The sequence below is a fragment of the Nocardioides sp. NPDC059952 genome (assembly GCF_042730435.1).
GTDB lineage: Bacteria > Actinomycetota > Actinomycetes > Propionibacteriales > Nocardioidaceae > Nocardioides.
Window position 1 is genome coordinate 18,428 of the sequence record NZ_JBHWLY010000002.1, and the last position, 17,160, is coordinate 35,587.

The 17,160-nt window shown below is 71.6% G+C and carries 17 protein-coding genes; 13 read left to right on the top strand and 4 right to left on the bottom strand.

The window, feature by feature from the left end; all coding sequences use genetic code 11:
• Positions 1 to 38: 38 nt before the first annotated feature.
• The 10 genes from ACFV9G_RS01020 to ACFV9G_RS01065 are packed head-to-tail and all read left to right on the top strand — an operon-like array spanning position 39 to position 8,744.
• Entirely contained in the window at positions 39 to 1,004 is a 966-nt protein-coding gene (locus ACFV9G_RS01020) for a VOC family protein (protein ID WP_378724037.1), read from the top strand.
• Positions 1,001 to 1,795: an aspartate dehydrogenase domain-containing protein gene (locus ACFV9G_RS01025; protein ID WP_378724039.1), complete on the top strand. Its 795-nt coding sequence runs from the start codon at positions 1,001 to 1,003 to the stop codon at positions 1,793 to 1,795. Before ACFV9G_RS01020 ends, ACFV9G_RS01025 begins: the two co-directional genes overlap by 4 nt.
• Positions 1,796 to 1,802: 7 nt before the next feature.
• Positions 1,803 to 2,606, top strand: coding sequence for an alpha/beta fold hydrolase (locus ACFV9G_RS01030; RefSeq protein WP_378724042.1), 804 nt, complete (start codon positions 1,803 to 1,805; stop codon positions 2,604 to 2,606).
• Between the two features lie 50 nt (positions 2,607 to 2,656).
• Positions 2,657 to 3,181 (top strand): cupin domain-containing protein, encoded by a 525-nt coding sequence (locus tag ACFV9G_RS01035; RefSeq protein WP_091047114.1) that lies wholly within the window; start codon positions 2,657 to 2,659, stop codon positions 3,179 to 3,181.
• A gap of 3 nt (positions 3,182 to 3,184) precedes the next feature.
• The gene (locus ACFV9G_RS01040) at positions 3,185 to 3,925 is read left to right on the top strand and encodes a 3-oxoacyl-ACP reductase family protein (RefSeq protein WP_378724045.1); all 741 of its coding nucleotides are present in this window, start codon (positions 3,185 to 3,187) and stop codon (positions 3,923 to 3,925) included.
• 15 nt (positions 3,926 to 3,940) lie between these two features.
• On the top strand, positions 3,941 to 4,726 hold the full coding sequence (locus ACFV9G_RS01045) for an SDR family oxidoreductase (RefSeq protein ID WP_378724047.1): 786 nt from the start codon (positions 3,941 to 3,943) through the stop codon (positions 4,724 to 4,726).
• A 10-nt stretch (positions 4,727 to 4,736) separates the two neighbouring features.
• Positions 4,737 to 6,446, top strand: a complete 1,710-nt coding sequence (locus ACFV9G_RS01050; protein WP_378724049.1) for a thiamine pyrophosphate-binding protein — start codon at positions 4,737 to 4,739, stop codon at positions 6,444 to 6,446.
• Positions 6,443 to 7,405 (top strand): PDR/VanB family oxidoreductase, encoded by a 963-nt coding sequence (locus ACFV9G_RS01055; protein ID WP_378724052.1) that lies wholly within the window; start codon positions 6,443 to 6,445, stop codon positions 7,403 to 7,405. The genes ACFV9G_RS01050 and ACFV9G_RS01055 overlap by 4 nt, the downstream gene beginning before the upstream one ends.
• 37 nt (positions 7,406 to 7,442) lie before the next feature.
• Entirely contained in the window at positions 7,443 to 7,673 is a 231-nt protein-coding gene (locus tag ACFV9G_RS01060) for a recombinase-like helix-turn-helix domain-containing protein (RefSeq protein ID WP_091047123.1), read from the top strand.
• A 3-nt stretch (positions 7,674 to 7,676) separates the two neighbouring features.
• Complete coding sequence (locus tag ACFV9G_RS01065) at positions 7,677 to 8,744, top strand: Rieske 2Fe-2S domain-containing protein (protein WP_378724054.1); 1,068 nt, start codon at positions 7,677 to 7,679, stop codon at positions 8,742 to 8,744.
• A 31-nt stretch (positions 8,745 to 8,775) separates the two neighbouring features.
• On the opposite strand, the gene ACFV9G_RS01070 is transcribed toward ACFV9G_RS01065, so the two are convergent.
• The 4 genes from ACFV9G_RS01070 to ACFV9G_RS01085 form a co-directional block, all read right to left on the bottom strand.
• Entirely contained in the window at positions 8,776 to 10,317 is a 1,542-nt protein-coding gene (locus ACFV9G_RS01070) for an AbgT family transporter (protein ID WP_378724057.1), read from the bottom strand.
• A 5-nt stretch (positions 10,318 to 10,322) separates the two neighbouring features.
• A complete protein-coding gene (locus tag ACFV9G_RS01075) occupies positions 10,323 to 11,297 on the bottom strand; it encodes an alpha/beta hydrolase family esterase (protein ID WP_378724059.1) in 975 nt (324 codons plus the stop codon).
• Positions 11,298 to 11,406: 109 nt separating this feature from the next.
• Positions 11,407 to 12,168, bottom strand: coding sequence for a creatininase family protein (locus tag ACFV9G_RS01080; protein WP_378724062.1), 762 nt, complete (start codon positions 12,166 to 12,168; stop codon positions 11,407 to 11,409).
• Positions 12,165 to 12,854 (bottom strand): FadR/GntR family transcriptional regulator, encoded by a 690-nt coding sequence (locus ACFV9G_RS01085; protein ID WP_378724065.1) that lies wholly within the window; start codon positions 12,852 to 12,854, stop codon positions 12,165 to 12,167. The genes ACFV9G_RS01080 and ACFV9G_RS01085 overlap by 4 nt, the downstream gene beginning before the upstream one ends.
• 89 nt (positions 12,855 to 12,943) lie before the next feature.
• Between ACFV9G_RS01085 and ACFV9G_RS01090 the strand changes: the two genes are divergently transcribed.
• The 3 genes from ACFV9G_RS01090 to ACFV9G_RS01100 all read left to right on the top strand — a co-directional run bounded on the left by ACFV9G_RS01090 (position 12,944) and on the right by ACFV9G_RS01100 (position 17,159).
• Positions 12,944 to 13,963, top strand: a complete 1,020-nt coding sequence (locus tag ACFV9G_RS01090; protein ID WP_378724068.1) for a LacI family DNA-binding transcriptional regulator — start codon at positions 12,944 to 12,946, stop codon at positions 13,961 to 13,963.
• Positions 13,964 to 14,079: 116 nt separating this feature from the next.
• Positions 14,080 to 15,759, top strand: coding sequence for a glycoside hydrolase family 13 protein (locus ACFV9G_RS01095; RefSeq protein WP_378724071.1), 1,680 nt, complete (start codon positions 14,080 to 14,082; stop codon positions 15,757 to 15,759).
• A 32-nt stretch (positions 15,760 to 15,791) separates the two neighbouring features.
• Entirely contained in the window at positions 15,792 to 17,159 is a 1,368-nt protein-coding gene (locus ACFV9G_RS01100) for an ABC transporter substrate-binding protein (protein ID WP_378724075.1), read from the top strand.
• The last annotated feature ends 1 nt before the right edge of the window (position 17,160 follow it).

Genomic DNA, 17,160 nt, shown 5'->3' on the forward strand with positions numbered 1-17,160 from the left:
AGCGCTTAAATATTAACCACTAAGAGAAAGGAGTCGAGATGTCGATCGCCACACTGCACTCACTGCGCAGCGTCCAGCTGCAGGTGCCGACGCTCGCCGAGTCGACGGACTTCTACTCCGAGGTCTGGGGCCTCTCGGTCGTCGAGCAGGACCACGACGACACCTGGCTGCGCGGCACCGGGGAGAACCACCACGTCCTCCAGCTGACCCGCGCGGCGCGCAACGGTCTCGGCGCCATCTCGTTCGCGGTGCGTACGCCGGCCGAGGTCGACGAGGCCGCTCGCCGGCTCGCCCTCCGTGGGATCCCGATGCTCGCCGAGCCGGGTGCCCTGGACCAGGCGGGCGGCGGCTACGGGATCCGCTTCGCCGACCCCGAGGGCCGGGTGATCGAGCTCGTCGCCGACGTCCACGCGGTGAAGCCGCTCGACCGGGACCGTCCCGTTCCGATCGGGGTGACGCATGTCGTGCTCAACACGGTCGACATCGACCGCGCGGTGGCGTTCTACACCGACGTCCTCGGGATGCGGGTCTCGGACTGGTCCGAGCACCAGATGGCGTTCCTGCGCTGCAACACCGACCACCACAGCATCGCCTTCAACCAGGCCGCGTGGACCTCGGTCAACCACGTCGCCTACGAGATGCCGAGCATGGACCACTTCATGCGAGGCATCGGCTCGCTCAAGCAGCAGGGCGTCACCCCGCTGTGGGGTCCCGGCCGCCACGGTCCGGGCAACAACACCTTCTCCTACTTCGCCGACCCTGCCGGGCTCGTGTGCGAATACACCTCCGACGTCGCCCAGGTCGTCGAGGACCAGTGGCTGTGCAAGGTGTGGCGCCGGGTCCCCGAGCTGTCCGACCTGTGGGGGACCGCAGGCCCGCCGTCCAAGGACGTACGCAGCCACATGGCCGGCATCGAGGACGCGGGCGTCTTCGCCGACCGTCCTGACCTGGCCGCGTCCTACGCCCCGGCGACGGCTCGTGACCTGGTGGAGGTGGCCCGATGACGAAGGTCAGCATCATCGGCGCGGGAGCCATCGGCCGGCCCGTGATCGAGGCCCTGGTCGGCGGCGCCGTCGAGGACGTCGAGGTCGTGGGTGTCGTCAACGACACCCCGGTCGGCGAGTGTCCGGTGCCGCAGATCCGGCTCGCGAAGGCGATCGAGAGCAGCGACGTGATCGTCGAGTGTGCCGGTCAGGCGGTCGTCTCCCGGCACGGGGCCGAGATCCTCGACGCCGGTCGTGACCTGCTGATCACCTCGGCGGGGGCACTGGCCGACCAGGAGCTGGTGGCGGCCCTCAGGGCGGCCGGCCCGGGACGGATGTTCATCACCTCCGGCGCCATCGGCGGCATCGACCTGCTGGTCAGCGCCGCGAGCCACGGTGCGGTGCACCGGGCGTCGGTGACCACCACCAAGCTGCCCGCGACCCTGCTGCAGCCGTGGATGGACGACGAGACCCAGGCGCGGGTCCGCGCCACCACCGAGCCGACGACCATCTTCCAGGGCTCGGCCGCGGAGGCCGCGCTCTACTTCCCGCGCTCGCTCAACGTCGCGGCGACCGTCGGGCTGGCCGTGGGCGACCTGGAGCTGGTCGAGGTCCGCCTCATCGCCGACCCGGCCGCCTCGCTGACCAGCCATGTCATCGAGGCGGACGCGGACGCCGGCAGCTACCGCTTCGAGATCCGCAACCACCCCTCGGCCGCCAACCCGCGTACCAGCGGTGTGGTCTCGCGCGCCGTGGTCCGGTCCCTGTCCATGCTCGTCGGCCGGCCGGTCGGCGCGGTCAGCATCATCTGAGGCCGCGATGACCACCACCACGCTCCGTGCCACCGGGGTCCACGTCGAGGACACCGGCAGCGGTCCGACCATCCTGTGCCTGCACGGCATCGGCTCGAGCTCGGCCTCGTTCGCGCCCCAGATCGCCGCGCTCGCCGGCGAGTTCCGGCTGCTGGCCTGGGACGCACCCGGTTACGCCCGCTCCGCCGACCCCGACACCTCTCTCGACCTCGACGGGTTCGCCGACGCGGCGGCCGCCGTCATCGAGGAGTACGCAGCAGCCGGCCCGGTCCACGTCCTGGGTGTCTCCTGGGGCGGGGTCATCGCGGTCCGGCTGGCCTCCCGTCACCCGCAGCTGGTCCGCAGCCTCGTGCTCGCCGACGCGAGCCGCGGCTCCGGCACGTCGCCGGAGAAGGCCGCGGCGATGCGTACGCGGGCCGCCGAGCTGGATGCCGCCGGGAGCGCGGCCTTCGCCGGTGGTCGCGGCCCCCGGCTGGTGAGCGCCGCCGCACCGGACGAGCTCGTCGACCGGGTCGTCGCCACGATGCGGGACTCGATCCGGCTTCCCGGCTACGGCCTCGCCGCCGAGTCGATGGCGACCACCGACCTCACGCCCGAGCTGGCCGCCATCGACACCCCGACGCTCGTGCTCTGCGGGGACCAGGACCAGGTCACCGGGATCACCGAGTCGCAGGCACTGGCCGGCGGCATCCCCGACGCGGTCCTGGTGACCTTGCGCGGGGCCGGCCATCTTGCCAACCAGGAGTCGCCCGAGGCGTTCAACGCCTGGCTCTCCTCCTTCGTCGGGATCGTCGAGCGCCTCTACGGCTGACGCCACTCCCGAAACCCGATAACGAACACCGCACCGAAAGGAACCACCCCATGTCGATCACCCAGCAGCCCCTCACGTACGAGACGGCCGAGAGCCTGGAGGAGTTCACCGACTCCATCATCCTGACCCGCGCCTCGCGGCACGAGGACTGGGACACGCTCGGCTTCCAGGCCAAGGCGGGCGACCAGTTCAAGCGCGCCCAGGTCCGCTACGTCGGCTCCGGCGCGACCGGAAACCACGAGAACGACAACCGCACCATCAAGTCCCAGGGCTTCACCTTCTCCAACATGCTGCTGCCCCCGGGCGGCGAGGGCCCCGAGCACACCCACCACGACGCCGAGGAGGCCTTCTTCGTCCTCGAGGGCGAGGTCGAGGTCGGCGTGCACCGCGACGGTCAGGTCGTCAAGCGCACCCTCGGCTACCGCGACATGATCGTGGTGCCTGCCGGCGTGCCGCGGAGCCTGAAGAACAACGGCGACACCGACGCGCTCTTCTGCGTGATCATCGGCGCCCAGAAGCCGCAGGTCCCGACGTACCCGGAGACCTCCGCGATGCACGGCGTCACCCGGGACTGACCCATGAGTCTCGACGGTGCACCGGTTCTGGTCACGGGCGCGGGCCGCGGCCTCGGGCTGGCGATCTCCCGGCGCCTGGCCCAGGCCGGTGCCCGGGTGTGGCTCGCGGACATTCGCGAGGACTGGCTGGAGACCGCCGGAGCCACCCTCCGCGAGGAGGGCCACGACGTCTCGACCGTCCCGGTCGACGTCACCGACCAGGCGTCGGTGCGGGCGATGGTGAAGGAGACCGGGCCGGTTCACGGCCTGGTCAACAACGCCGCCCGCGCCGACGGGGTCGGCGGCAAGCCGGTCCACGAGATCGACCCCGCCGAGTGGGACTCGCTGATGGCGGTCAACCTGCGCGGTCCGTGGCTGGTCAGCCGCGAGGTCGTCCCCGGGATGATCGAGGCCGGCGGCGGCCGGGTGCTCAACATCGGCTCGGACTCGGCGCTCTACGGCTCGGCGAACCTCGCCCACTACATCGCCTCCAAGGGCGGTCTCGCGGCGCTGACCCGGGCGATGGCGCGCGACCTCGGTCCCTACGGGATCACCGTCAACACCCTGGCGGCCGGCCTGACGACCACCGAGGCGGCGCGGCAGATCCCCGAGCACCGCCACCAGCTCTACCGCGACAACCGGGCGCTGACCCGGGACCAGGAGCCCGCCGACGTCGTCGGAGCCGCGGCCTTCCTGCTCGGCCCCGAGGCCGCCTACATCACCGGACAGCAGCTCGTCGTCGACGGCGGCTTCGTCTTCCACTGACAGGACCCCCAGACCATGGACCTCCATCTCGCCGATCGCACCGTGCTCGTCACGGGCGGCAGCTCCGGCGTCGGCCTCGCGACCGTCGCCGCCCTCCTCGAGGAGGGCGCGAACGTCATCACCTGTGCCCGCCGGCTCGACGTGCTCGAGAAGGCGCTCGCCGACCTCGGTGCGCCCGCCGACCGGGTGCTCGCGATCAGCTGCGACGTACGCGACGCCGACCAGGTGAACGCGCTCGTCGAGGCCGGGGTGGCCCGGTTCGGCGGGATCGACGGGCTGGTCAACAACGCCGGCCAGTCCCGGATGCTCGGGCTGGACAAGGCGACCGTCGCGGACTTCCGCGACGAGCTCGACCTCAAGTTCGGCGGTGTCCTGAACGTCACCGAGGCCGCGCTTCCGCACCTGCGGGCCTCCGACGCCGCCGCGATCGTGACGATCAACGCGGTGCTCGCCCGCCAGCCCGAGCCGCGCCTGGTCACCACCTCGGCCGCGCGCGCCGGGCTGCTCAACCTGACCAAGTCGATGGCCTCCGAGTACGCACCCGACATCCGGGTCAACAGCGTCTGCCTCGGGCTGATCGACACCGGCCAGTGGCGGCGGCGCTTCGAGGTCGACGAGACCGCCGCCTCCTACGAGGCGTTCGAACGCGACCTCGCCGCCGACCGCGGCATCTCGCTCGGCCGGTTCGGCCGGGCCGAGGAGGTCGCCGCGATGGTCGTGACCCTGCTGTCCCCGCGCGCCTCGTACGTCACCGGCGCTGCGCTCGACGTGTGTGGCGGCGTTGCCCGCTACGTGGCCTGAGGAGACCGAGATGACCAACCTGACCACCGCCCCCGCACCCGATGTGGTGACCTACGCCGACGGCGGCGACCTGCTCGTCGCGGTGCTCCGCGAGGTGGGCGTCGACACCGTCTTCGGCGTCATCTCCGTGCACAACCTGCCGCTCGTCGAGGCGGTCTCGCGCGAGCTGCGGTTCGTGCCGGTACGCCACGAGGCGAGCGCCGTCAACGCGGCCGACGGCTACGCCCGGGCGACCGGCGGCCTCGGCTGCGCCCTGACCAGCACCGGCACCGGCGCGGGCAACGCGGCCGGCTCGCTGATCGAGTCGCTGAGCTCGGCCACCTCCGTGCTGCACGTGACCGGCCAGGTCGAGTCGGCCTACCTCGGCTCCGGCCGCGGCTTCATCCACGAGACCAAGGACCAGCTCGGCATGCTCGAGGCGATCTCGCTCGACGCGGTCTGTGTGCCCTCGCTCGAGGAGTCGGCCGGCATCCTGCGCGCCGCCGTCGACCGGGCCCTCGGCGCTCCCGGCCGGGCCGGTGGCCCGGTGAGCGTCGAGTGGCCCATCGACCTGCAGTACCTGCCGCAGCGCGAGGTCGTCACCCTGGTCGAGGACGCGTCGGCTGAGCCGGGTCCTGGTGCTCCCGCTGGTCTCGAGGAGCTGGTCGACCTGGTCGTCGCCGCCGAGCGCCCGCTGATCTGGGCCGGTGGCGGCGTCGCCGAGGCCGGCGACCTGCTCACCGAGCTGGTCGAGACCTGGGGCGCCGGCCTGCTGACCTCCAACTCCGGCCGCGGCGCGGTCCCTGAGGACCACCCGCTCGTGGTCGGCAACTACGGCGCCACCCCGGGCGGCGGCGGGCTGCTCGCCGAGGCCGACCTGCTGCTCAGCATCGGCACCCACTTCCGGTCCAACGAGACCCGCGACTACGACCTCGTCCTGCCCGCGGTGCACGTCCAGGTCGACCTCGACCCGGCCGCCCTGGGGCGGGTCTTCCCGGTCGCCGCCGGCGTGGCCGCCGACGCCCGTGATGTGCTGCCCGCGCTCACCGCGGCGGTGCGCGGGCGCGGGCGCGAGCGGGTCGCGGGGGAGTGGCGGGACCGGGTGACCCGGGCCCGCGAGGACGTACGCGCCACCCAGCGGGAGGGGCTCGGCGACCACGCCGTGCTCGCCGACGCGCTGCGCTCCGCGCTGCCGCGCCGATCGGTGCTCGCCCGCGACGTCACGATCGCGTCCTCGTCGTGGGGCAACCGGCTCTTCGAGGTCTACGACCCCCGCGACAACGTCTTCCCGCGCGGCGGCGGCATCGGCCAGGGCCTCGGCATGGGGCTCGGCGCCGCGATGGGCCGCCCCGACGAACCGACCGTGGTGATCGCCGGTGACGGCGGCCTGGCCGTACATCTCGGCGAGCTGCTCACCCTCGCCCAGGAGCGCCCGTGGCTGGTGCTGTTGGTCTTCAACGACGGCGGCTACGGCGTGCTCCGCAACATGCAGGAGGCCCGCGGCGTCGACCGCGCCGGCGTCGACCTCACCACCCCCGACTTCGCCGCGCTCGCGGGCGCGCTCGGTCTGCCGTACCAGCGCATCGGCGCCGCCGCCGAGGCCGCGACCGAGCTCGACCGAGCCGTCGCTCGGCGCGGGCCGGTGCTCGTCGAGGTCGATCTGACCTCCTTCGGCCCGATGCCGCGGCCGTTCACCCCACCGGTCAAGGTCCCCGAACCGACCACGAGGAGGTCGTCATGAGTCTCGCCACCGAGGAGCAGGAGCTGGAGCTCCTGGTCAAGCAGATGACCCTGGAGGCCGACGGCGTACTCTCGCTGCGGCTCGTCCACCCCGACGGCGACCCGCTGCCGGAGTGGAGCCCGGGCGCCCACGTCGACCTGACCCTGAAGGGGTCGCTGGTGCGGCAGTACTCGCTGTGCGGCGACCCCGCCGACCGCGGCGGCTACCGGGTCGCGGTGCTGCGCGAGCAGGCCGCCCTCGGCGGCTCGGAGTACGTCCACGAGGGGCTGCGCCCCGGACACCGCCTCCGCGTGGTCGGCCCCCGCAACAACTTCGACTTCCTGCCCGCCAAGCGCTACGTCTTCGTCGCCGGCGGCATCGGGATCACCCCGCTGCTCGGGATGCTCACCGAGGCCGAGCGGCAGGGCACCGACTGGGAGCTGTGGTACGGCGGCCGCCGCGAGGACTCGATGGCGTTCCTCGACGAGCTGGCTGCGTACGGGGACCGGGTGCGGGTCATCCCGGAGGAGACCCACGGCAGGCTCGACCTCGCCGCTGCGCTGCCGACGCCCGACCCCGGCACGCTGGTCTACTGCTGCGGACCCGAGGGGCTGCTGGCCGCTGTCGAGGAGCACGCCGCGGGCTGGCCCGACGGGACGCTCCAGGTCGAGCGCTTCAAGGCCAAGCAGATCGAGGTCGACCCCGACGGCGAGCAGCCGATCTCGGTCGACTGCCGCCGATCGGGCCGGGTCGTGCAGGTTCCTGCCGACGTACCGGTCATCGACGCCCTCGAGGGTGCCGGGATCACGGTCTCGAGCTCCTGCCGCGACGGCATCTGCGGTACGTGCGAGACCAAGGTGCTCGCCGGCACCCCCGACCACCGCGACTCCCTGCTCAGCGACACCGAGCAGGCGACCGGTTCCACCATGATGATCTGCGTCTCCCGGGCGCGGACCCCCGAGCTGGCGCTCGACATCTGACGCGCCGTATCGACTGCACACGAGGGAGAACACAGCAATGGGCTATCTAGCGCCGATCCAGGCGGCGGTCACCGAGACGACGCCGTGGGAGACCAAGCTCGCCGGTGCCATCGAAGAGGTCTTCGGTGGCGGGCGGCACGACCTGCCGGGTCTCGTCGACGGGCTCAACGAGCTCGGCATCCCGGCTCCCGGCGGCGGTCAGTGGACCGCCGAGGGATTCACGACAGCGATCGCCGAGCTCGCCGCGGCGGGGAAGCAGGAGGACTGAGCCATGGGACCGATGGTCAAACGACAGCTGAGCGCGGACCAGATCCTCGCGACCGGCCTGCGCAACCAGTGGTACGCGATCTGCCCCTCCGAGATGGTGCCGCAGGGCGGCGTCCATCGGGTGCGCCGGCTCGGGATCGACTGGGTGCTGTTCCGGGAGTCCGACGGCACCCTGCGGATGCTCGAGGACCGCTGCCCCCACCGGGGCGCGCCCCTCTCGCAGGGCCAGCACCTGGGCAGCAAGATCGCCTGCGCCTACCACGGCGTCCAGGTCGACGGCACCGGCAAGGTCGTCTCGGTGCCCGGCCTGCCCGGCTGCAACCTGGAGGGCAAGACGCTGGTGCCCAGCCCGCCGCTGCAGGAGCTGGGCGGCGCGATCCTCGCCTACATCGGCGACGAGCAGCACCCCGATCCTGCCCCGGTCGCCCTGCCTGACCCGCTGGTCGACGAGGAGATCTCCTCGTTCCTCTGCTACGCCGAGTGGGACACCCCGTGGCGCTACGCCATGGAGAACCTGCTCGACCCGATGCACGGTGCGTTCCTTCACCGCGAGTCGCACTCGATGTTCGGCGGTGATGTCGAGGCCAGGTTCCGCATCCGCGAGACCGACCGCGGCTTCTTCTTCGAGAAGACCGACCAGCGCGGCGTGAACTTCGACTGGGTCGAGTTCTGCCGCACCGGCATCGACTGGGTCGACCTCTCCATCCCGTACCCGCCGACCGCCGGCCCCGGCGGCTCCTTCGGCATCGTCGGCATGGGCACCCCGATCGACGAGCACACCACCGCCGTCTTCTTCTGGCGCTACCGCAAGGTCAGCGGCTGGGAGCGCGACGTGTGGCGCTTCCTCTACCGCACCAAGCTCGAGGCCCGCCACTGGCACGTGCTCGAGCAGGACCGGGTCATGCTCGAGGCCATGTCCGAGGACGCCGACCAGGCCGAGAACCTCTACCAGCACGACCTCGGTGTGGTCCGGCTGCGCCGGCTCTACAAGAAGCTCGCCGAGGAGCAGGCGACAGCGCTCGCGCCATCGCCTTCACATTCACCTGAGCCGGTACCGGCCGGGCGCGCCTGAGGCGAGCCCGGCCGGCCCTGCCGGAGGTGGGTCAGCGGACCGGAGCCCCCGGCCCCAGCGGGATCCCGAGCGCCCACCACAGGAAGAACAGGGCGGTCCAGGCCAGGCTCATCGCGATCGCCAGCGGCAGCGTGTAGGAGGCGAGGGTGCCGATGCCGGCGTCCTTGCGGTAGCGCTGCAGGAAGCCGAGGGCCATCACGAAGTACGGGCTCATCGGGGTGATCGCGGTGGAGCCGGAGTCGGCGATCCGGAAGAGCGCCTGGGTGGTCTCCGGCGGCACCGAGAGCAGCATCAGCATCGGCACCAGGACCGGTGCGGCGATGGACCACATCGCCGAGCCGCTGGTGACCATGATGTTGACGACGCTGAGCAGCGCCAGGACGAGCAGGAAGACCACCCACACCGGGATGTTGCTGGTCTCCAGCGCCTCGGCGGAGTTGACCGCGAGCACGTCGCCGAGGTGCGACCACTCGAAGTACGCCAGGAACTGCGCGATCGCGAAGAAGAGCACGAGCACCGGCGCCATCTGCTTGATCCCCTGGCCCATCAGCGCCGGTACGTCACCGGCCTTGGTGATCGAACCGGACAGCGTGCCGTACACGGTGCCGGCGAGGCCGAAGAGCACCGCGACGATCGCGGCGATGCCGGTGAGGAACGGCGACTCGGTCAGCGACCCGTCCTCGCCGCGCAGGGGAGAGGACGGCGGGATCACGACGGCGGCGACGACCACGATCGCGACCAGCAGGCTCACCAGGGACCAGCGCAGCGCACGACGCTCGCGGCCGTCGAGCTCGAGGGTGCCGAAGTCGCCGTCGTCGGCGTCCTCGTCGGCGTCGAGGTCGGGCCGCTTGGAGAGGACGAACTTGGTCATCAGGGTGATCACCGCGGCCAGCAGCAGCGAGGAGGCGATGTTGAAGAACCAGTTGCTGACCGGGGAGACGTACGCGCTCTCGTCGACGATCTGGGCCGCGGCGGTGGTGATACCGGCGAAGATCGCGTCGTTGGGCGTGGGGATCGGGCTGGCGTCGTACCCGCTGGCGATCGCGGTGTAGGCGACCACGATCCCGAGGATCGGCGAACGTCCTACGGCCCGGAAGGCGAGTCCACCGAGCGGAACCAGGATGATGTACGCAGCCGCCGAGGCCACGTGGGCGACCGTTCCGGTGAACGCCACGGCGAAGACCACCCAGCCGACGGACACCCGGGAGATGCCGGTCTTCATCGCGGCGGTGAGGAAACCGGTGCGCTCGGCGACGGCGACGCCCATGATGACCACGACGATGGTCGCCATCGGCGGGAACTCGGCGAAGTTGGAGACCATCGTCGAGACCGCCATCGCCAGGCCCTCGCCGCTGAGCAGGCTCTGGACGACGACCTCCTCCCCGTCGCTCGGCGAGATCACCGAGACGCCGGCGGCGGCACAGATCGCGCTGATCACGGCGAGGATCGCGGCGAGGATCCAGAAGAGCCAGAACGGGTGCGGCAGGGCGTTGCCGACGCGCTCGACCACGCCCATGGCGCGGATGATCCATGGCAGCCTGTCGCTGCTGGTGGGGGTTGCGGTGCTGGTCATGTCAGTCACCCTTCGCTGGTGAGGCGGTGGCGGGAGAAGAAGTCCCAGATCACCGTCGCGGACTCGATGGTGTGGGTGACGTGGCCGCCACCGGAGTAGATGTCACCGCCCGGCCAGACGTGGCCCCCGCCGTCGACGGCGACGTGCTGGACCTCGGCACCCTGGTCGCACCCGGTCCACCGGGTGGTCGCGATGTCGCGGCGGGTGCGGGTGGTGGAGGTGGTGCAGCCGTTGTGCTCGGCCCAGCCCTGGATCCACTCGGGGATCGCGGGCAGGTCACGGTCGGCGTCGCCGGCGTAGGGGATGGTCGCGTCGGCGACACCGTGGATCTCCAGGATCGGCGTCGGCGGCGCCTCGGCGCAGCCGGTGCGCGCCCCCGGGTAGAGGGCAGGCGCGACCGGGGCGACCGCGGCGAACGTGTCCGGCAGTTGGCAGGCGAGCAGAGCGGCCAGCCCGGCGCCGTTGGACTTCCCGGTGGCATAGACCCGGGTCGTGTCGATGCAGTGGTCGGCCTCGATCGTGGCGAGCAGGTCGCGGGTGAAGGCGACGTCGTCGACGCCGGGGGCCTCGTAGGGCGCGCCCTGCCAGGCCTTGCGATAGCCCGACCCGGTGCCGATCGCGCCGTCGGGATAGGCGACCACCGCCGGGAGGTCGGAGAGCTCGGAGAAGCCCTCGACCTCGACGCCGGTGCTGCCGCGGCCGTGGAACGCGAGGATCAGCGGCCAGTCGTCACGGCGGTCGTAGCCCTCGGGCAGGCGCAGCACGTAGCTGCGCTCGAGGTCGCCGCTGCTCAGCTCGTACTTCTGGCTGCTGTCGGGCTCCTGGTCGGTGGGCTTGGCGCAGCGCGTCGTCTCGCCGGTCGCACGGTCCGGGGCCGAGGTCGAGGACAGTGCGGTGGTCGCGGTCGGGGCCAGGGACAGCGCGGCCACGGCGGCGACAGCGGCTGCCGGCGCCAGCAGGCGGAGGTGTCGTGGGGACATGTCGTGCTCCTTTCGGGGCATCATCTGGGTGCATGAGGGTGTGCTGGATCGCCCGGCGACGCGGTGCGCGTCCCGGTCGGGGTCCCGAGCTGGAGGGTGGGCGGGTGGCCTAGGTGTCGAGCCACTCCTTGATGAAGGCGACGAGGCGGTCGGTGGCCTCGGCGAGGATCGCGCGGCCGTCCTCGCCGGTGGCGCGACGCGGGTCACCGAGCACGCCGGTGGGGGAGAGACGGTCGTAGGGGAGGGCCACGGCGGGATGGCTCACCGAGCGGGCCAGCCGGGCGAACGGGTCGAGCTGGTCGGGCGCGGTCGTGCCCGGGGCGAGCAGGTCGTGGCGTACGAGATGAGGGGCGATGTGCAGCATCTGGGCGGTCTCGGCCTCGCCGCTGTGACCGGAGACCTCGCTCAGCTCCATGCCGGCCACGGCGTCCTTGGCGAGTGCGGTCACCGGAGCCCAGGCGAGCTCCAGGTCGGGCCGGTCTCGCAGCAGCTCCTGGGCCAGCGTGCCGAGAGTGGCGTTGTTGCCGCCGTGACCGGTCACCACGAGGAACCGGCGCCAGCCGTGGGCGGCCAGCGACTCGACGTACTCACGTACGACGGCGGCGAACAGCGCCGGGCGCAGGCTCACCGTGCCGGCGAAGGCCTGATGGTGGGGAGAGACGCCGACCGGTACGCCCGGACCGATGACGACCTTGCCGGGGAGGGCCTCGGCAACCGAGTCGGCGAGGGCCTCGGCGCGGATCTGGTCGGTGGCCAGGGGCAGGCCGGCACCGTGCTGCTCGAAAGCACCGACGGGGATGACGACGACCGTCCCGCTCTCGGCGGCCGCCGCGGCCTCGAGGGTGGTCATCTCGGCGAGCTTCGGGGTCATCGGGCCTGCTCCGGACCGAGGGTGGAGGCGATCGCCTCGCGGATCGCGAGCAGGTGCTCACGGGTCAGGGCGGCTGCGGCCTCGGGGTCCCCGTCGCGTACGGCCTCGACGATCCGGAGGTGGTCGGCGTGGTCGCGGTCGCGGTCGGTGTAGCGGTGCCGGATCTCGATCTGGTCGCGGGCCCTCACCTGCAGCAGCGCCTCGACGGTCTCGCGCAGCAGCAGGTTGCCCGAGGCGCCGGCGAGCGCGACGTGGAAGTGCAGCTCGGGCCGCTCGTCGGCGTACTGCGGCTTGAGCGAGTTGTCGGCCGAGAGGGTCAGCGCGGCGAGGTCCTCGTCGGTGCGCTGCGCGGCCGCGGCCGCCGCGACCGGCGGCTCGAGCACGATCCGGGCGTCGAGGAGCTCGATGACCGACTCGCTGCGCGACTCCGAGACATGCGGGTTGACCAGCAGCCGCCGGTTCACCCCGCCGCTCACGTAGGTGCCCGATCCGTGCCGGAAGCGGATCACGTCGGTCGCCTCCAGGCGGCGCAGCGCCTCCCGGATCGTCGGTGTGGTCACCTCGAACCGTTTGGCCAGCTCGCGGGAGGACGCCAGGGCGTCGCCCGGCTCCAGGCCCGCGGCCTCGATCATGGCGACGATCCCGTCGGCGATGCGTTCAGAGAGCGATGGTGTGTTGCTGGTCACAGAAAGTGACTAAATCACTTATTGAATTGCGCGTCAAGGACGACGATGCTTGCAGACAGCTTGCGTAAAGCAGTTATATTCTTGCGCCCATGAGTAGACGTCTTGCCGACGCAGCGGCCCGCGCCAAGGTTTCCGAGGCGACCGTGAGCCGGGTGCTCAACGGCAAGCCGGGGGTCTCGGCGGCGACCCGCGAGCGGGTGCTGACCGCGCTCGACGTACTCGGCTACGAGCGGCCGGTGAAGCTTCGCGGCGAGCGCGCCAGGCTGGTGGGTCTGGTTCTGCCCGAGCTGCAGAACCCGATCTTCCCGGCGCTCGCCGAGGTCCTCGGCGCCCACCTCGCCCAGCAGGGGCTGACCCCGGTGCTGTGCACGCAGACCGCTGGCGGCGTGACCGAGTCGGAGTACGTCGACCTGCTCCTGGAGCAGCAGGTGGCCGGCGTCGTGTTCGCCGGGGGCGCCTACGCCCAGCGGGACGCGGGCCATGCCCACTACGACCGTCTCGCCGGCCGCAACCTTCCCGTCGTGCTCATCAACGCGGCCATCGACGACCTGCCGTTCCCTCGGGTGGTCTGTGACGACGCCGATGCGATGGAGCAGGCCGCCGAGCACCTGATCGCGCTCGGGCACGAGCGGATCGGGCTGGTCCTGGGCCCGCGCGACCATGTTCCCTCCGAGCGCAAGCTGGCCGCCTTCCGTGCCGTCTGCGACCGGACCGGGGTGCCGTTCGACGAGGATCTGGTCGTACGCAGCCTCTACTCGCTCCAGAGCGGACAGGCCTCCGCGGCGCGCCTGGTCGAGCAGGGCGCGACCGGCATCGTGTGTGCCAGCGACCCGCTCGCGCTGGGAGCGGTCAGGGCGGTGCGCCGGGCCCGGCTCTCGACGCCGGCGGACGTGTCCGTGATCGGGTTCGACGACTCGGCGTTCATGGCCTTCACCGACCCGCCGCTGACCACCATCCGGCAGCCGATCGAGGCGATGGGCCGGGCGGCGGTCGACTTCCTGGTGAGCCAGATCGACGGCACGCTCGGGCCGGTCGACGAGCTGCTCTTCGAGGGCGAGCTGGTGGTCCGGCGCTCGACCGGACCTGCAAGCCGGCGCGCAAAGTCCTGAAATTAATTACGCACTGTCAAGTTCTTGCGCACCTTCTGCGGCTGGCTCTACGGTCGCTGCACGCCGTCAGGGTGACGGCGATCACATGAGTGTGAGCTGCCGAGAACGGAGTGCCCGTGACCGCCACGGAATCTCGACGGAGCGAGCCGGCACCGGCGCCGCTCGCGGTCTTCACCGAGCGCCCCACCGACTGGTGGCGCTCCGCGGCGATCTACCAGATCTACCCGCGCAGCTTCGCCGATGCCAACGGCGACGGCACCGGTGACCTGGCCGGGGTGCGAGCCCGTCTGACCTATCTGCGCGACCTCGGGATCGACGCGATCTGGTTCACCCCGTGGTTCCCCTCGCCGATGGCGGACGGGGGCTACGACGTCGCCGACTACCGCGCGATCGACCCGCTCTTCGGTGACCTCGCCGAGGCGGAGGCGCTGATCCAGGACGCCCTCGAGCTCGGCATCCGCACGATCATCGACATCGTCCCCAACCACGTCTCCGACCAGCACCGCTGGTTCCGGGCCGCGGTCGCCGCGGGACCGGGCGCACCCGAGCGGGACCGGTTCTGGTTCCGCGACGGCCGTGGCCCTGACGGCGAGCTGCCGCCCAACGACTGGACCTCGGAGTTCGGTGGCACCGCCTGGACCCGGCTCTCGACGCCCGACGGCGTCCCCGAGCAGTGGTACCTGCACCTCTTCTCCGCCGAGCAGCCCGACCTCAACTGGCAGCACGAGGACGTACGCCTCGAGCACGAGGAGATCCTGCGGTTCTGGTTCGACCGCGCGGTTGCCGGGATAAGGATCGACTCCGCCGCGCTCCTCGCCAAGGACCCGGACCTCCCCGACGTCCCCGCCGACCCGCGACCTGGGGAGCACCCCTACGTCGACCGCGAGGAGCTCCAGGAGATCTACCGTGGCTGGCGCCGGATCGCCCAGGAGTACGGCACCGACCGGGCCCTGATCGGCGAGGTCTGGCTCCCCGACACCGCCAGGTTCATCCGCTACCTGCGCCCCGACGTGCTGCACGCGGCGTTCAACTTCGACTTCATGACCGCGCCGTGGGACGCCCAGGCGCTGCGTACCTCCATCGAGACCACGCTGCGGGTGCACGGCGAGGCCGACGCGCCGGCCACCTGGGTGCTCTCCAACCACGACGTCACCCGTCCGGTGACCCGCTACGGCCGCGTGGACACCGCGTTCGCGTTCGAGACCAAGCGCTACGGCACCCCGACCGACCGAGCTCTCGGCGAGCGGCGGGCGCGGGCGGCGGCGATGCTGGCGATGGGGCTGCCCGGGGCGTACTACCTCTATCAGGGCGAGGAGCTGGGCCTGGACGAGGCCGACATCCCGCCGGACCGGATCCAGGACCCGATGCACTTCCGCAGCGGTGGTGTCGACCCCGGCCGGGACGGTTGCCGGGTGCCGCTGCCGTGGAGCGGGGACCGGCCGCCGTACGGCTTCAGCCCGACGGGCGCGAAGACCTGGCTGCCTCAGCCCGAGGGGTGGGCGCACCTGACCGCGCAGGCGCAGTCGGCCGACCCGCGCTCGATGCTCAGCCTGCACCGGATGGCGCTGCTGATCCGGCGTACGCATCCCGACCTCGCCACCGGCGACTTCCGCTGGATCGAGACCGCTCCCGGGATCATCGCCTTCCGCCGCGGCGCGCACTTCGCGTGCGTCGTCAACCTGACCGACACGTCCGTGGAGCTGCCGAGCAGCGACCACGTCTGGCTCGCCAGCTCGCCGCTCGACGCGGGTCGGCTCGCCCCCGATGCCGCGGTCTGGCTGCGGCCCACGACCTGAGACCCCACCACAACATTCCAGGAGACAGACCCATGAGATCCACTCGGTTGCGCAGTGTCGCGTTCGCCGCGGTCGCGGCCGTCGCGCTCGGCTCGCTCGCCGCCTGCGGCGAGTCGTCGGACGACGGCGACGGAGTCACCATCACCGTCGAGGGCTGGCGCCCCGGCGACAAGCAGGCCACGATCGACGCCGTCAAGGCGCAGGCGGCGGCCTTCAACAAGGAGCATCCCGACATCACCGTGAAGCCGGTGGAGTGGCAGTGGAACGCGCAGACCTTCCCTGCCCAGCTCTCGGGCGGCACGCTGCCGATCTCGTTCCGGGTGCCGTTCACCGACACCAAGGGTCTCGTCGAGCGCAAGCAGGTCGCCGACGTCGACGCGGAGGTCCGTGAGTTGCCCTACTTCGATCAGCTCAACCCGACGGTGCTGGCCGCGGCGCAGGGCACCGACGGGAAGGTCTACGGGCTGCCCTCCGACGTCTACGCCAACGCGCTCCACTACAACCGCGACCTGTTCACGAAGGCGGGTCTCGACCCCGACAAGCCGCCGACCACGTGGGAGGAGCTGCGCTCGGCCGCCAAGCAGATCCACGACCGGACCGGTGCCACCGGGTATGCCGAGATGACCACGGGCAACACCGGCGGCTGGATCCTCACGACCCTGGTCTATGCCCTCGGTGGCCGGATGGAGACACAGGACGGGGACGCGTTCACCGCGACCGTCGACAACCCGCAGACCGAGCAGGCGCTGCAGCTGCTGCACGACATGCGCTGGACGGACAAGTCCTTCTCCGGCAGCACCGCCTACGACTGGAACAGCATCAACCAGGCGTTCGCGGCAGGGAAGGTCGGGATGTACATCAGCGGCTCGGACGTCTACAACTCCCTCGTCACCACCGCGGCGATCGACCCCGAGTCGTACGGGCTCACCGCGGTCCCGATGGGGGACTCGGCCGACGCCGGCGCTCTCGGCGGTGGCTCCGTCAACGTCGTCAGCGCCAAGGCGAGCGAGGCGGAGGCCGAGGCAGCCGTGGCCTGGGCGGACTTCTTCCGGGTCCGCAAGTACACCGACGAGGACGCGGCCGTCGCCGACGCGAAGACCCAGACCGCGGCCGAGCAGCCCGTGGGGACGCCGACCTTCCCGATCTTCGACGAGGCGTCGTACACCACCTACCAGGGCTGGGTGAAGGACTACGTCAACGTGCCGCTGGACCAGATGACCGGCTACACCTCGAGGATGTTCGACCTCACGCTGGTCGCCGAGCCGCCCGCGCAGACGCAGGCCGTGTACGGCGCGCTCGACCCGGTCGTTCAGAAGGTGCTCAGCGACGAGAGCGCCGACATCCCCGCGCTGCTGAAGGATGCCGACGCCTCGGTGCAGCAGATCCTGGACAAGGGGTGAG

What these genes read in the sequence shown, in the direction of transcription:
- ACFV9G_RS01020 (WP_378724037.1), top strand. Translation starts at nt 39, where the DNA reads ATGTCGATCGCCACACTGCACTCACTGCGCAGCGTCCAGCTGCAGGTG.
- ACFV9G_RS01025 (WP_378724039.1), top strand. Translation starts at nt 1,001, where the DNA reads ATGACGAAGGTCAGCATCATCGGCGCGGGAGCCATCGGCCGGCCCGTG.
- ACFV9G_RS01030 (WP_378724042.1), top strand. Translation starts at nt 1,803, where the DNA reads ATGACCACCACCACGCTCCGTGCCACCGGGGTCCACGTCGAGGACACC.
- ACFV9G_RS01035 (WP_091047114.1), top strand. Translation starts at nt 2,657, where the DNA reads ATGTCGATCACCCAGCAGCCCCTCACGTACGAGACGGCCGAGAGCCTG.
- ACFV9G_RS01040 (WP_378724045.1), top strand. Translation starts at nt 3,185, where the DNA reads ATGAGTCTCGACGGTGCACCGGTTCTGGTCACGGGCGCGGGCCGCGGC.
- ACFV9G_RS01045 (WP_378724047.1), top strand. Translation starts at nt 3,941, where the DNA reads ATGGACCTCCATCTCGCCGATCGCACCGTGCTCGTCACGGGCGGCAGC.
- ACFV9G_RS01050 (WP_378724049.1), top strand. Translation starts at nt 4,737, where the DNA reads ATGACCAACCTGACCACCGCCCCCGCACCCGATGTGGTGACCTACGCC.
- ACFV9G_RS01055 (WP_378724052.1), top strand. Translation starts at nt 6,443, where the DNA reads ATGAGTCTCGCCACCGAGGAGCAGGAGCTGGAGCTCCTGGTCAAGCAG.
- ACFV9G_RS01060 (WP_091047123.1), top strand. Translation starts at nt 7,443, where the DNA reads ATGGGCTATCTAGCGCCGATCCAGGCGGCGGTCACCGAGACGACGCCG.
- ACFV9G_RS01065 (WP_378724054.1), top strand. Translation starts at nt 7,677, where the DNA reads ATGGGACCGATGGTCAAACGACAGCTGAGCGCGGACCAGATCCTCGCG.
- ACFV9G_RS01070 (WP_378724057.1), bottom strand. Translation starts at nt 10,317, where the DNA reads ATGACCAGCACCGCAACCCCCACCAGCAGCGACAGGCTGCCATGGATC.
- ACFV9G_RS01075 (WP_378724059.1), bottom strand. Translation starts at nt 11,297, where the DNA reads ATGTCCCCACGACACCTCCGCCTGCTGGCGCCGGCAGCCGCTGTCGCC.
- ACFV9G_RS01080 (WP_378724062.1), bottom strand. Translation starts at nt 12,168, where the DNA reads ATGACCCCGAAGCTCGCCGAGATGACCACCCTCGAGGCCGCGGCGGCC.
- ACFV9G_RS01090 (WP_378724068.1), top strand. Translation starts at nt 12,944, where the DNA reads ATGAGTAGACGTCTTGCCGACGCAGCGGCCCGCGCCAAGGTTTCCGAG.
- ACFV9G_RS01100 (WP_378724075.1), top strand. Translation starts at nt 15,792, where the DNA reads ATGAGATCCACTCGGTTGCGCAGTGTCGCGTTCGCCGCGGTCGCGGCC.